Source organism: Ciceribacter thiooxidans, assembly GCF_014126615.1.
Lineage (GTDB): Bacteria > Pseudomonadota > Alphaproteobacteria > Rhizobiales > Rhizobiaceae > Allorhizobium > Allorhizobium thiooxidans.
The window spans coordinates 3,031,162-3,041,576 of record NZ_CP059896.1; the positions used below are offsets into that span (position 1 = coordinate 3,031,162).

The window sequence follows — 10,415 nt, forward strand, 5'->3', positions numbered from 1 at the left end:
TCAGGCGTGGTCGGCGATCTGCGGCTTGCGCTCCCAGCGGCGCTCTTCGAAATACCGGATGTCCCGGTGCATGTTGCGGCTGACGAGATCGGCCCATTCGCGCTGCTGCTCCGGCGTCCGTTCGATACCTCCGAGCGCCTTGAGCCGCTCGACCTCCGCCAATTCCCGAGCGCGTCGGTCTTCCTTATCCTCGATCTTGCGGCGCCGGTATTCCGCGTCGGCAGCATGGTCTCTGTCCCGCTTCTTGCGAATATGGAAAGCGACGCCGCAGGACCTGAGGCCGGCATCCGGAATGCTGCGGCAGCCGAGCGCACGCAGCCGTTCATGGATTGCGTTTCGCATATCCCTACCCTTTCCTTCTGTTGCAGGAGCGCCGTCATTCCGCGGCCTCCGCCTGTTGCTCCATAGCCAAGAGGATCTTCTGTCGCGTGGAAAAGCGCGGCTCCCGCCCGTTCCTTAGCTGAAACACAAAGAGCGGATCGCCCGCGAAACGCTTTCCGAACTGCGTCGGACTAATCTCCTGACGCGCAATGTAGCCTTCGACTTTGGCTCTAAAGGTCTCGATGTCCGACATCGCAGACTCCAATAGGACTATAACTATTTCCAGTAGGTATAATCCTATTCGCCAGATGTCAATTCCTATGCAAGTGAATTTCCATGGACATCGTTCGCAAAACCATCGCCAAGCGTATGAAGGACCGGAACCTTACCTATAAGGAGGTATCCGAGCGGCTCGGTCGCAACTCTGCCTACATGCAACAATTCATGGAGCGCAACGTCCCGGCTACGCTTAAGGAAAAGGACAGAATTCGCCTCGCCGAGCTGCTCGATCTCAGTGAGGAGCAGTTGGGTGGGCGGCCGGCGGAAGTGCCAATGCCGGCCCGCGCATCCGGCATGATTCCTGAGATCGATCTGGTCGCCGGCCTCGGGGGCGGCGGTGTCGCAACGCTGGAGCAGAGCAGCGAGAACGGCGTAACATTCGCCCGCGAAGCGATACGCGACTACTGGCGGTTACCGGAATGGCTGATGAACCGTCTTTCAATCCGGCACGGCGCACTTGCTTGCTTTCCTGCGCAGGGAGATTCAATGGCGCCGACCATCAGTGACGGCGACGTTGTATTTATCGACACGCGCCATCGCGTACCTTCTCCACCGGGCATCTATGCGCTGGCCGATGAATTCGGAGGTGTAGTTGTCAAGAGACTCGAAGTAACCTCGCGCCCAGGGGCTGATGTGATTACGGTGAAAATCTCATCAGACAACCCGCGCCATGGCGAAAGGGAACTCACGCTCGACGAAATTCACATTCTTGGGCGCTATCTCGGGAGATTTACGATCTGAAGCCTACAGCAACGATCATCACCTTTAGCATCCTGTTCCTTAGCCGCGTCGCTATGGCCAGCGAGATCGAGGAGCTCGCTGCCTGCGACCAGTCGATTGCCGCTCGCCAGCCGGTGCCAAGCCTCTACCATCGGATGTCATACACGCATAGCACCCACAAATTTACCCGCGACGAGTTCGCGGCGCTCATGAAGAAGCTGGGGGCATCCGAGGAGGCGGTCAACCGCCAGCTTCTCAAGATTGATGCCGGCACGCTCACACCAACGGACGTGACATACATCATCGATTATGAGGCGACGACCTCATCCGCCGCGATCGTTCACAAGAGATCAGAGTGCGTTATTCGCATCAACCGTCCAGATGACAAACTGATCATGGAACTCGTGCGCGTCGACGGCCTGTCTCTCTGGCAGTATCAGGCCCGCAGGCCTTAGTTCTCAATCAGAAATCAGCCCGCTTGATCGCAATAGGCATAATCCTATTTTTCCTATTGACCGAATGATAGGAATTTGCCTATTCTCTCTCCATCCCGCCTCCCCTGACCTCCCAGGGCGGGATGACCGCAAGCCCCCGCCGCCGGCTCCCACCCCCTCGGCCGGCGGCGGGCGGTCGAGGGGAGGATCACAACGATTGGATGACGCCTATGCCTGCAAGGAAGAACACCGAGACCAGCGCCATCGCCGAACGGATGGCGAACTACGCAATCGAGACCGGCGAAGGCATGACCCGCCTCGACCTCAAGCGCCAGGGCTTCACCGAGGACGAGATCGAAGCCTTCTCGCACGAAGCCGCGATCATCGTCGCCGAGCGCTCCACCCGCCGCGTCGCCTGACGCCTCCGCTCCGGTTTCCGCAGCCTCCCACGGCGCTTTGCCAGCTGCGGTTTCCCGAACGGAAGCAAAGGAGAAGACCATGCCATTCAAGTTCGATCTCGGCGCGGAAGTCGTCGAGGCAGTCACCGGGTTCAAGGGGTTCGTTACCGGACGTTCGGATTACATCGCCGGATGCCGCCAGTATTGCGTCATGCCGAAGGCGAAGGAAGACGGCAGCCTCATGCGAGCGGAATGGTTCGATGAGGAACGGCTGTCTGCCACGGGAGAGAGCATCGCCATCGCCGGTACGCCGACCGGCGGGCCTGCCGGCGCCGAATGCGCGCCGACCCGCTGACCTGATCCGCTCCGGTTTCCGCAGCTTTTCCGCTGCGGTTTCCAGAACGGATGAAGGACGGCGATCCGATGATGAACCTCATGACATATGGCGCGTCAGCCGCGCCAGCCGGGATTTTCGGGGAACGTCCCTGCGTTATGCGCCAGCAAATGGCGCGTCACGCTCTGCCACAACGTGACCTTCATACGCGGCTTGTCGCCGCCAAGGATGGCGCATGTTGCCTGATTGTCAGCAATGGCGTCGAGCGCCCTCAGGGTCGGCGGCTCGTCCGCGTAGATGCGCAGGAGATCGGCATTCCAGCGGGCGCAATCGTCTTCGGTCGGGTGCCGGCTTTCTTCGAGGGTCGCCAGAACCGCATAGTATCGCTGTTGCAGGATCTGATGATCGCGCGCCCTTCCGGAAAAATCAAAGACGAGCTGCAGTGCACCGATTCCGGCGACCGCGAAGCCGATTGTCACAATGTAGGCGCCGGCCGCGATATCTGCCGCATAGCTCGTGCCGCCGATGATGACGGCGAAGTTGAAGATGCGGTTCACACTGTCGAGAAACCCGCGTCGCGCCGCATGATAGAGGGCGTTTCGCAGGGCCGTGTGCTTCAGTTCATGCACCTTTTCTTCGCAGTCATCGTCGGCGGCAGTCATCGTCATTTTTCCTTTCTTGGCGGCGGGGGCCGATTGCCGACGCCACGCGTGATGTCCTGCGTCTTGCCGGAAGAGTCGTCGACGCCGACCCGTGGCGGGCGCGGCGGTGGCGGCGATGGCGGCTTGTTCTTGTCAGTCATGGAGATCGTCTCCTGGTGGGGTTTGCACTGGGTGATGAAGGTGCGTGGCCGTCCTGCTTTGACGGCCATGCACCGCCTGAAATCATCATGCGCCGTTTCTTCGGCCGCAAGCATGCGTTGCATCGCTCGCAACGATATCCACCACAATTCAGGGGAATTCCGCCAGCTGCGGTTTCCCGAACGGATGAAGGAGGCAAATCATGCTCCGCTCGCAGTCCCTCGCAATCTCATGTCACCCGTCCCGCGCCCGGATGCGCCTTCGCGCGCTCGGCCTTTATCTCCGCCGGCCGGATATCGAGCTTGCCGCCGCCGGCGCCATCGCGCTCGCCCTCGGCTTCTTCGCTGCAACGCAGATCTGAGGTGCACCATGGCCACCCTCACCATCCACATCGACGAGGCGACCGAGGCGCGGCTGCGCCAGATCGCCGAGGAGCGCGGGTTTTCCGAGCTGCAGGCGCTGGCGGAGTTCGCCGTCGCCGTGGCGGCGCGGGAATACTTCGACACGCCGAGCCGCATAGATCGCGATCCGGTCCGGCAGGAGACACCCAATGTCCCCGCTCATTGAGGCGCTCACGGTTGCCGCCGGCCATCCCGGCGCCGTCATCGCCGCATCCGTGACAGGCGCGGCGCTCGCTACCGCCGGCTATTTCGGCTTCCGCATCGTCCACGACAGCCGCAATGCACCGCGCGTCGCCGCGGCCGAGCTGCGCTGCGTGGAAGCGCAGGCGGCGATTTCCTACGCCATCACCCTGCCGGTCTTCGACGCGCGAAAGTTCATGAACACCTTTCTCCACGGCGATCCCCGCATGGTCGTGAACCTCTGGCCGGACTGGCCGGACTGGCGCGACCGCTACATCGCCGTCGAGATGGATATCAGGCTCTAGACGAGGACAGATCAGATGCACGCGCCCCACCTCTGCACCATCCTGCCCTTCCCCGCCCGCAGCATTGGCCCGCGGCCCGTCCTGCCGCCGGTGGATGATTTCGCCGTCGAGCAGCTCGGCCACGCCGAGGATCACCTCGCCGTCATCACGGCGGATATCGAGGCCGCGCGGGAAAGCGCGCTTTCAGGGATCCGCCTCGAGGGCCTCGGCGGCGTGCGCAGCGGCCGCACGCTGCTCTGGGCCTGCCGGCTCGTGCTCACCCTCGTGAACCTGCGCGGCAATCCGGAGGAGGACCACGATCTTTCCCGCGCCGCCCGCGCCTGGCTCCAGCGAAGGGGGCAAGCGAATGGCTGATCCGAAGAAAGCGTCCGCGCCGGCGCTCATCCTCTTCCGGGTGCATTTCGCCGGCGGCGACAAGGTCGACGTCAACGGCGCCGACGCCGCCGATGTCCGCCGCAGGGTCGAGAGGCAATCGGCCCAGAAGATCGAGAAAATCAAGCGCGTCAGGGAGAATGACTGATGGCTGAAGTAATTCCGGTTAAGGAGTTTCACCGCAGGCTCAATGCACAGGGCGTATCGGGCAGGCAGCATGTTGCGCTCAGGTGCCCGATGTGCGGCACGGTCCAGTCGGCGACGAGCCTGATCAAGGCAGGTGCAGGCAGTGATTTCGACGCGGTCGAAAAGTATCTCGGCTTCTCCTGCGTCGGCCGCTTCACCGGCGCCGGATCGCCGAGAGAGAAGCCGGACGGAGAGCCGTGCAACTGGACCCTCGGCGGAGTGTTCACGCTGCATACACTCGAGGTCGAAACCACAGACGGCAAGAGGCATCCGCGTTTCGAGGTGGCAACGCCGGAAGAAGCGCAAGCGCTGGAGGCCTCTCATGGCTGACGAAGAGGACGATATCGTGACGATCGAAGAAGGCGCAATCGAACGCATTTACGAGGCTGTCGCCGAGCGTCGGCCGCACGCCGAAATACTGCAGATGATCTATGACGCGTTCGGGGTGGAATGGGCATTGCGCCCCCCCTGCTGGCGGAAAAGGTTGCGCGGCTCGTTCATCCGGAGGCCTTCGCCCATGGCTGATCCGTGGTTCAAGGTGCATCAGTCCTCCTTCAAGGAGGCTTTCGGCATGGTGATGTCGGCGGTCGAGACAAGGTCGAAGATCGACATCCTGTCCCACGTTTTGCTGAGCACCGAAAACGGCGTGCTGACGCTCCGGGCGACGGACCTTGATCTGCAGATCGATACGGAATGCGAGGCATTCGACGCCGCCGCCGATATTGCCGTTGCACTGCCCGCGGAACGTCTCCGCGCTCTTGTGGCGAGCCTGCCGGAAACCGGCGAGGTGTCGTTCGGTCAGGGTCGCTTCGCCGATCAGGTCGCCGTGTCCTGCGGCGCAACCCGCATTTCCATGCCGTGCCTGCCGGGCGCCGATTTCCCGACGATCGTGACGAGCCATGCTGATCATTGGTTCATGGTCGACGGGCCGGAACTCGCATCGGCGATCGCCCGAACGGAATTCGGGCTCAATAACAAGGAACACCGCATCTATCTCACGGGCTTCTGCCTGCGCGACGAGGAGGTCGACGGAAAGCCGATCCTGACCGTGATCGCGACGGATGGCCTGAGCTTCGGTCGCGTCCGCTGCCGTCGCGTCGAGCAGCCGCATATGCCCGCGATCGGTCCGAACTACCGGCATGTTATCGTGCCGAGAAAGGGTGCGGAGGCGATCCGCAAGCTGTTCGACGCGAGCCGCAAGGACTGCCGCCTGTCGGCGACGGACGCGACGCTGACGGCGGCAAGCGGCGGCACCACGATCGTCACCAAGCTCGTCGACGCGGTCTATCCGATCTACGACGCCGTCATTCCTAGACTGGATGGCCTCGTCGCGGAGTGCGCGACGGCCGACCTGGTCGCGAGCGTCAAGCGCGTCGGCGTCGTCGCGGACAACCGCGACACGGATGCGATCCGCTTCATTGTCGAGCGGGATCGCATACGGCTGGAACTGGTCGGCACGAACGGCGGCATTGGAGCCGATGCCATTCCCTGCCAGTCCAGCGCGGAAACCAGATTCATCGTCGGCATGAACGGCCATCAGCTGATCCGCCTTCTCGACAGCGTCTCGACGGATCGCGTCCGCATGCATCTGACGGACGGCGCGACCGGCGTCGTGTTCATCCCAGACGGCAAGGAAGACGAAACATACGTGCTCGCGCCGATGCGCTGGCGCAATGCGCCGGGAATGGATGCGGAAGATGCAGCCGCGTGAACAAGGGCGCCACACTTACCGCGAGGCGGCCATGCTTAACATCGCCATCACCCTTCAGCCGGCGCTTGCCGAGACGCTACAGCGGGCCGCGCACCGCCACGGCATCAACCGTTGCCAGGTCATCCGTGAGGCGCTGCAGCTCTGGCTCCAGCTCGACGGCGTCATGACTGAGGGCAAGCGCTTCCTCGTCGCCGGCGACGGCGAGGAAAAGGAAATCCTGCTCGTCGGCCTCACCCCCGCAATACGCCCCGGACGTCAGGAGAAACGGACATGACGAGAACCGACGAACATGAATTGCGGCCGATCTACGCCGATGGCGGCATAGGGAAACGCCTCATGGATGCAATGGAGCGGAGTCTCGAAGACTACGTCTATTCGCCGGATGAAGCGGATGACCACGAACCGACCGAGTGGGAAAGAACGTTGATGCAGGATTTCCTGTATGGCGCCTTCAACGAGGAGGTTTCGGCGATCCTGCAGGAAGCTGCTCGCTCCGCGATGGAGCACAAGCCGGACTTTTCCGCCGCCGACCTGCTGCAATCGGCCCTGCGTGATCAATCCATCGCCAATCTCTCCGGGATCGACGAATCCATGGACATCATGCGCCATGTCGTCGAGTGGCTCCGGAAGGCCGTCGACAGTCAGCAGAGCCACGCCGCCCATGCCGTCAAGACCGAAAGCCCGTGGCAGTGGTGGGCAGGCAAAGACGAGGAATGGTGCACCGTCGGCCCGGAGGATACCCGCAAGGCCATCATTCAGGCAGCGACGGGCGATGAACTCGGAGAATGCCAGGATGACGGCGGCGCATGGCATCTCTCGTTCCATATCGTCGAGGCCCGTCAGGATCCGCTGCGGCTCGCCGACTGGATCGAGACCTATAAGCTGCTCGAACGCGCGGAGGAAAACTTCGCCGATGGCGACCGCAGGGCCGACGAACACGACGACGGCCCGTGGTTCGAATGCTCGCCGGAGCAGGAGAAGGACCTCGCCGAGCGCATAAAGCGCGCCTGCGACGAATGGCAGGCCGCCCACGGCCTCGTCTTCACCTGCTCGACCTTCAGCCATACCCGCAACAGCGAGCACATCACCGTCGACCACCCGGCAAATGCCAAAGCGGCGGAGGGCTCTGACAATGGCTGATCTTCTGCCCTGCCCGTTCTGCGGCGGTGAAGCTGAGCAAGATTTCCAGCAGGCGTACCGCGCCATGCAGACCGGTCGCATCGATCATGGCGCTGCGGTCTACTGCACAGGGTGCAACGCCAACATGATCATGTGCCGTGGCGATCATCCGGAGCTTTCCGACGATGAACGCATGACGGTCATGGTCGAAGACTGGAACCGCCGCACGCCAACCCTACAAACGCATAAGCCGTCGCCGGGAAATCAGACCATAGCCGGAGAGACGGACAGGGGGGAGCGTTGCGAACTCCCCCCGCCCCAATCGAATGTGGAGGGGATACACCTGACGCTCACCAGAGCGCTAGGCATGTACGGCGCAGCATACGATCCTCCTGGGCCTCATCGCGCCTACACTTACGAACATCAACCGGGCAATGGTGTGGCGTGGAATCTTGGCTGTGCTGTCTCAGCTTTGAAGCAGCACTACTCGGGTGATGCGATCGATGTCGGCCTGTACCTGCTGAAAGAGATGCAAGCGCGCGGTCTTGGTGTTTTTGAAGTCGAGCCAAAGGCTGTCGAGGCAGAACCATCCACCCAATCGAATGCGCGGGGAACCATCACGCCCCAGATGATCCGCGACACGGCGGGCTGGGAGCAAATGGAGGACGAGCTTCGGGAGACACTGAGGCACGCCGCCAACGCGCTGGAATCCACTGAGGCAGAACGCGCCGAGCAGTGGCGCCTGCGGCGGGAAGCAGAAGGAAGTCGAGACGCTGTCAAAGCTGCTGCAGATACACTTCGAATCGAGCGTGACAACGCACGTTCTGCACTCAAATTGGCGATCGACCATATTGAGCATATGGCCGGATGGTTTGGCGGAAAAGGAACCGGCTACTCATTCGAAAGCCTCGGCGAAGATATGCCAGGCATCAAAGCCGCTCTCACCGGTAAGGAAACCCCATGACCCTCGACGAGGCGCGCGCGATCTACAAGCGGGCCGAGGTGACGGCCGGGCTCGCCTCGGAAGAATGGGTGCGGCTGTACGATGCCGCGGTCGGCCGTCCGCAGGTCGGCGCCCGCGATGCCATGACCGGCGAGGTGCAGGTGCTGGCGACGGTAGAGCGTGGATGCGCCTATGACGACGAGGAGCTGCTGTTCAACGCGCCCCTCTTCCTCCGCGCCGTCCTGATGGTTGCGCAGGAGGCGTTCGAGGTCATACGCCGCCAGAAGCGAGAGATCGAGACGCTGCAGGCGAAGAAGGAAAAGGCGAGCCTCGCCCAGCAATGCGCCATCGCCTGCGGCGACGCGGCCTTCCTGCGTTGGCTCTTCGAGGTCCACGGCGTCGAGACGACCGACCGCATCCGCGTCGCGACCCGCGTGCGCACCATGCTCGCCGTCCAGTCGCGCGCCGAACTCGACACGGACCCGCAAGCCGCCGCCCGCTGGCGGAAGATGTATGGCGACTTCAAGCAATGGATGAAGGGCCGATGAGCAGGGGAGCCTTCCGTCAGGCCGATATGGAGCGCATAATCCGCGCCGCCAGGAACCAGGGCGCCGCCGTGCAGATCGATATCCGCTCCCTCGTGGTCACACTCATCCCCTCGGCAAGGAGAAGGGATGACGAGACGGAAGCGGAGGAGAAGGGCGGCGTGCTTCCGCCTGGCGCTCTTGCCCCAGATGGAAAGGAAAATTGGGATGAGGACTGACAGACCGGGATATCAATACCGGCGCAACAAGGACGGGACGCCCGTCCACTACTGGAATCCGAAGCGGGCGGTCAAATCCGCCCCTTCGTTTTTGTCGGCGGTCCGTCTTGCCGACGGCCTGACGGACGAGCAGATTGCCGCGGAATGCCGCCGGCTGACGGAAGAGCTGCGGTGCGATCTCGACAAACGCGACATGCCGCCCGCCTATGACGGCACGATCAAGTCGCTGATCGCATGCTACAAGGATGATCCGACCGCAACCCTGCGCAAGGTGAAGCACTCGACGCGGATCCGCGACTATGAGCCGAGCCTTCGCGTGCTCGAAAAGGCAGTCGGAGAGCGCCGCATAGACAAGCTCCGGGCCTCCGATTTCTCCAGGTGGTTCGACAACTGGCGAAAGCGGGGCCACAGGCGGGCGGCAGGCGCGATCAAGCTCCTGCGGGTCATCCTGACCTATGGCGCCGGAGAGCGGCTCGCAGGATGCGGCCAGGCGCGCGAAATCCTCGCCAACATGCGCTTCGAGCAGCCAGCCCCGCGCATGACGGCGATGAGCTACGACCAGTGCCTCGCGATCGTGAAGATGAGCGCCGAGATGGAATGCCCGTCCGTCGGTTTCGTCGAGGCGCTCAAGTTCGAGACGGCCTTGCGACGGATCGACGTGATCGGCGAATGGGCGCCGACGCCGGAGGGCGGGCCGTTCCGCTGGCGCGGGCTGACGGCCGGCGACATCTCGAAGGAAATGATCCTGAAGGTGAGGACGAGCAAGACCGCCGCCGAGGTCGCGCGCGACCTGAAGGTGCTTCCGCTGGTGCAGGAGGCATTGAAAGCCTATCGGCTTCCGGAGATCGGGCCGGTCGTGCTGGACGAGGATAGCGGCAAGCCGTACTGGGACAATCGCTATACCGAGAAGTTCCGAAAGGTGCGCGACAAGGCGGGCGTGCCGGCCGATATATGGTCCATGGATTCCCGCGCCGGTGCGGTATCGGAAACCGTGGAAGCGACGGGATCGCTCGAAGCGGCCCGCGAACTCGCCACCCACACCACCACGAAGATGACCCGCCGCTACAGCCGCGGCGACGGCCTCGAATCAAGCCGCAAGGTCGCCGAGGCACGAACCAAGAACCGTCAGTGACACGGAACTGACACGAG

The 10,415-nt window shown here is 62.9% G+C and carries 21 protein-coding genes; 17 read left to right on the top strand and 4 right to left on the bottom strand.

The features are described 5' to 3' along the window. A complete protein-coding gene (locus H4I97_RS14880; protein ID WP_182305421.1) occupies positions 1-342 on the bottom strand; it encodes a hypothetical protein in 342 nt (113 codons plus the stop codon). A 34-nt stretch (positions 343-376) separates the two neighbouring features. After that, a complete protein-coding gene (locus H4I97_RS14885) occupies positions 377-574 on the bottom strand; it encodes a hypothetical protein (protein WP_182305422.1) in 198 nt (65 codons plus the stop codon). Positions 575-657: 83 nt separating this feature from the next. Between H4I97_RS14885 and H4I97_RS14890 the strand changes: the two genes are divergently transcribed. The 4 genes from H4I97_RS14890 to H4I97_RS14905 all read left to right on the top strand — a co-directional run bounded on the left by H4I97_RS14890 (position 658) and on the right by H4I97_RS14905 (position 2,507). Next, positions 658-1,341, top strand: coding sequence for a S24 family peptidase (locus tag H4I97_RS14890; RefSeq protein ID WP_182305423.1), 684 nt, complete (start codon positions 658-660; stop codon positions 1,339-1,341). A gap of 53 nt (positions 1,342-1,394) precedes the next feature. After that, on the top strand, positions 1,395-1,775 hold the full coding sequence (locus H4I97_RS14895; protein ID WP_182305424.1) for a hypothetical protein: 381 nt from the start codon (positions 1,395-1,397) through the stop codon (positions 1,773-1,775). A gap of 209 nt (positions 1,776-1,984) precedes the next feature. Next, positions 1,985-2,173, top strand: coding sequence for a hypothetical protein (locus H4I97_RS14900; protein ID WP_244658665.1), 189 nt, complete (start codon positions 1,985-1,987; stop codon positions 2,171-2,173). Positions 2,174-2,252: 79 nt separating this feature from the next. Then, entirely contained in the window at positions 2,253-2,507 is a 255-nt protein-coding gene (locus H4I97_RS14905; protein WP_182305426.1) for a hypothetical protein, read from the top strand. Between the two features lie 95 nt (positions 2,508-2,602). Here H4I97_RS14905 and H4I97_RS14910 read toward each other — a convergent pair whose 3' ends face one another. Both H4I97_RS14910 and H4I97_RS14915 read right to left on the bottom strand, forming a co-directional pair. Next, positions 2,603-3,154: a hypothetical protein gene (locus H4I97_RS14910; RefSeq protein ID WP_210297085.1), complete on the bottom strand. Its 552-nt coding sequence runs from the start codon at positions 3,152-3,154 to the stop codon at positions 2,603-2,605. Beyond that, a complete protein-coding gene (locus H4I97_RS14915) occupies positions 3,151-3,402 on the bottom strand; it encodes a hypothetical protein (RefSeq protein WP_182305428.1) in 252 nt (83 codons plus the stop codon). The genes H4I97_RS14910 and H4I97_RS14915 overlap by 4 nt, the downstream gene beginning before the upstream one ends. A gap of 86 nt (positions 3,403-3,488) precedes the next feature. On the opposite strand from H4I97_RS14915, the gene H4I97_RS14920 reads away from it, so the two are divergent. The 13 genes from H4I97_RS14920 to H4I97_RS14980 are packed head-to-tail and all read left to right on the top strand — an operon-like array spanning position 3,489 to position 10,398. Then, positions 3,489-3,647: a hypothetical protein gene (locus H4I97_RS14920; RefSeq protein ID WP_182305429.1), complete on the top strand. Its 159-nt coding sequence runs from the start codon at positions 3,489-3,491 to the stop codon at positions 3,645-3,647. A gap of 8 nt (positions 3,648-3,655) precedes the next feature. After that, positions 3,656-3,853 carry a hypothetical protein gene (locus H4I97_RS14925; protein ID WP_182305430.1) on the top strand — a complete coding sequence of 66 codons (198 nt, stop codon included), beginning with the start codon at positions 3,656-3,658 and terminating at the stop codon, positions 3,851-3,853. Next, positions 3,837-4,172 carry a hypothetical protein gene (locus H4I97_RS14930; protein WP_182305431.1) on the top strand — a complete coding sequence of 112 codons (336 nt, stop codon included), beginning with the start codon at positions 3,837-3,839 and terminating at the stop codon, positions 4,170-4,172. Before H4I97_RS14925 ends, H4I97_RS14930 begins: the two co-directional genes overlap by 17 nt. A 15-nt stretch (positions 4,173-4,187) precedes the next feature. Then, positions 4,188-4,526 carry a hypothetical protein gene (locus tag H4I97_RS14935; RefSeq protein ID WP_182305432.1) on the top strand — a complete coding sequence of 113 codons (339 nt, stop codon included), beginning with the start codon at positions 4,188-4,190 and terminating at the stop codon, positions 4,524-4,526. Continuing rightward, entirely contained in the window at positions 4,519-4,692 is a 174-nt protein-coding gene (locus tag H4I97_RS14940) for a hypothetical protein (RefSeq protein ID WP_182305433.1), read from the top strand. Before H4I97_RS14935 ends, H4I97_RS14940 begins: the two co-directional genes overlap by 8 nt. Further along, complete coding sequence (locus H4I97_RS14945) at positions 4,692-5,060, top strand: VVA0879 family protein (RefSeq protein ID WP_182305434.1); 369 nt, start codon at positions 4,692-4,694, stop codon at positions 5,058-5,060. The genes H4I97_RS14940 and H4I97_RS14945 overlap by 1 nt, the downstream gene beginning before the upstream one ends. Further along, positions 5,053-6,441, top strand: a complete 1,389-nt coding sequence (dnaN, locus tag H4I97_RS14950; RefSeq protein WP_182305435.1) for a DNA polymerase III subunit beta — start codon at positions 5,053-5,055, stop codon at positions 6,439-6,441. The genes H4I97_RS14945 and dnaN overlap by 8 nt, the downstream gene beginning before the upstream one ends. Before the next feature lie 31 nt (positions 6,442-6,472). Beyond that, the gene (locus tag H4I97_RS14955) at positions 6,473-6,715 is read left to right on the top strand and encodes a ribbon-helix-helix domain-containing protein (RefSeq protein ID WP_182305436.1); all 243 of its coding nucleotides are present in this window, start codon (positions 6,473-6,475) and stop codon (positions 6,713-6,715) included. Next, the gene (locus H4I97_RS14960; RefSeq protein WP_182305437.1) at positions 6,712-7,581 is read left to right on the top strand and encodes a hypothetical protein; all 870 of its coding nucleotides are present in this window, start codon (positions 6,712-6,714) and stop codon (positions 7,579-7,581) included. The genes H4I97_RS14955 and H4I97_RS14960 overlap by 4 nt, the downstream gene beginning before the upstream one ends. After that, a complete protein-coding gene (locus H4I97_RS14965; RefSeq protein ID WP_182305438.1) occupies positions 7,574-8,524 on the top strand; it encodes a Lar family restriction alleviation protein in 951 nt (316 codons plus the stop codon). Before H4I97_RS14960 ends, H4I97_RS14965 begins: the two co-directional genes overlap by 8 nt. Beyond that, positions 8,521-9,051: a hypothetical protein gene (locus tag H4I97_RS14970; protein ID WP_182305439.1), complete on the top strand. Its 531-nt coding sequence runs from the start codon at positions 8,521-8,523 to the stop codon at positions 9,049-9,051. The genes H4I97_RS14965 and H4I97_RS14970 overlap by 4 nt, the downstream gene beginning before the upstream one ends. Next, positions 9,048-9,266 carry a hypothetical protein gene (locus H4I97_RS14975; protein ID WP_182307718.1) on the top strand — a complete coding sequence of 73 codons (219 nt, stop codon included), beginning with the start codon at positions 9,048-9,050 and terminating at the stop codon, positions 9,264-9,266. Before H4I97_RS14970 ends, H4I97_RS14975 begins: the two co-directional genes overlap by 4 nt. After that, positions 9,256-10,398, top strand: coding sequence for a site-specific integrase (locus H4I97_RS14980; protein ID WP_182305440.1), 1,143 nt, complete (start codon positions 9,256-9,258; stop codon positions 10,396-10,398). Before H4I97_RS14975 ends, H4I97_RS14980 begins: the two co-directional genes overlap by 11 nt. The last annotated feature ends 17 nt before the right edge of the window (positions 10,399-10,415 follow it).

What these genes read in the sequence shown, in the direction of transcription:
- H4I97_RS14880 (WP_182305421.1), bottom strand. Translation starts at nt 342, where the DNA reads ATGCGAAACGCAATCCATGAACGGCTGCGTGCGCTCGGCTGCCGCAGC.
- H4I97_RS14885 (WP_182305422.1), bottom strand. Translation starts at nt 574, where the DNA reads ATGTCGGACATCGAGACCTTTAGAGCCAAAGTCGAAGGCTACATTGCG.
- H4I97_RS14890 (WP_182305423.1), top strand. Translation starts at nt 658, where the DNA reads ATGGACATCGTTCGCAAAACCATCGCCAAGCGTATGAAGGACCGGAAC.
- H4I97_RS14895 (WP_182305424.1), top strand. Translation starts at nt 1,395, where the DNA reads ATGGCCAGCGAGATCGAGGAGCTCGCTGCCTGCGACCAGTCGATTGCC.
- H4I97_RS14900 (WP_244658665.1), top strand. Translation starts at nt 1,985, where the DNA reads ATGCCTGCAAGGAAGAACACCGAGACCAGCGCCATCGCCGAACGGATG.
- H4I97_RS14905 (WP_182305426.1), top strand. Translation starts at nt 2,253, where the DNA reads ATGCCATTCAAGTTCGATCTCGGCGCGGAAGTCGTCGAGGCAGTCACC.
- H4I97_RS14910 (WP_210297085.1), bottom strand. Translation starts at nt 3,154, where the DNA reads ATGACGATGACTGCCGCCGACGATGACTGCGAAGAAAAGGTGCATGAA.
- H4I97_RS14915 (WP_182305428.1), bottom strand. Translation starts at nt 3,402, where the DNA reads ATGCTTGCGGCCGAAGAAACGGCGCATGATGATTTCAGGCGGTGCATG.
- H4I97_RS14920 (WP_182305429.1), top strand. Translation starts at nt 3,489, where the DNA reads ATGCTCCGCTCGCAGTCCCTCGCAATCTCATGTCACCCGTCCCGCGCC.
- H4I97_RS14925 (WP_182305430.1), top strand. Translation starts at nt 3,656, where the DNA reads ATGGCCACCCTCACCATCCACATCGACGAGGCGACCGAGGCGCGGCTG.
- H4I97_RS14930 (WP_182305431.1), top strand. Translation starts at nt 3,837, where the DNA reads ATGTCCCCGCTCATTGAGGCGCTCACGGTTGCCGCCGGCCATCCCGGC.
- H4I97_RS14935 (WP_182305432.1), top strand. Translation starts at nt 4,188, where the DNA reads ATGCACGCGCCCCACCTCTGCACCATCCTGCCCTTCCCCGCCCGCAGC.
- H4I97_RS14940 (WP_182305433.1), top strand. Translation starts at nt 4,519, where the DNA reads ATGGCTGATCCGAAGAAAGCGTCCGCGCCGGCGCTCATCCTCTTCCGG.
- H4I97_RS14945 (WP_182305434.1), top strand. Translation starts at nt 4,692, where the DNA reads ATGGCTGAAGTAATTCCGGTTAAGGAGTTTCACCGCAGGCTCAATGCA.
- dnaN (WP_182305435.1), top strand. Translation starts at nt 5,053, where the DNA reads ATGGCTGACGAAGAGGACGATATCGTGACGATCGAAGAAGGCGCAATC.
- H4I97_RS14955 (WP_182305436.1), top strand. Translation starts at nt 6,473, where the DNA reads ATGCTTAACATCGCCATCACCCTTCAGCCGGCGCTTGCCGAGACGCTA.
- H4I97_RS14960 (WP_182305437.1), top strand. Translation starts at nt 6,712, where the DNA reads ATGACGAGAACCGACGAACATGAATTGCGGCCGATCTACGCCGATGGC.
- H4I97_RS14965 (WP_182305438.1), top strand. Translation starts at nt 7,574, where the DNA reads ATGGCTGATCTTCTGCCCTGCCCGTTCTGCGGCGGTGAAGCTGAGCAA.
- H4I97_RS14970 (WP_182305439.1), top strand. Translation starts at nt 8,521, where the DNA reads ATGACCCTCGACGAGGCGCGCGCGATCTACAAGCGGGCCGAGGTGACG.
- H4I97_RS14975 (WP_182307718.1), top strand. Translation starts at nt 9,048, where the DNA reads ATGAGCAGGGGAGCCTTCCGTCAGGCCGATATGGAGCGCATAATCCGC.
- H4I97_RS14980 (WP_182305440.1), top strand. Translation starts at nt 9,256, where the DNA reads ATGAGGACTGACAGACCGGGATATCAATACCGGCGCAACAAGGACGGG.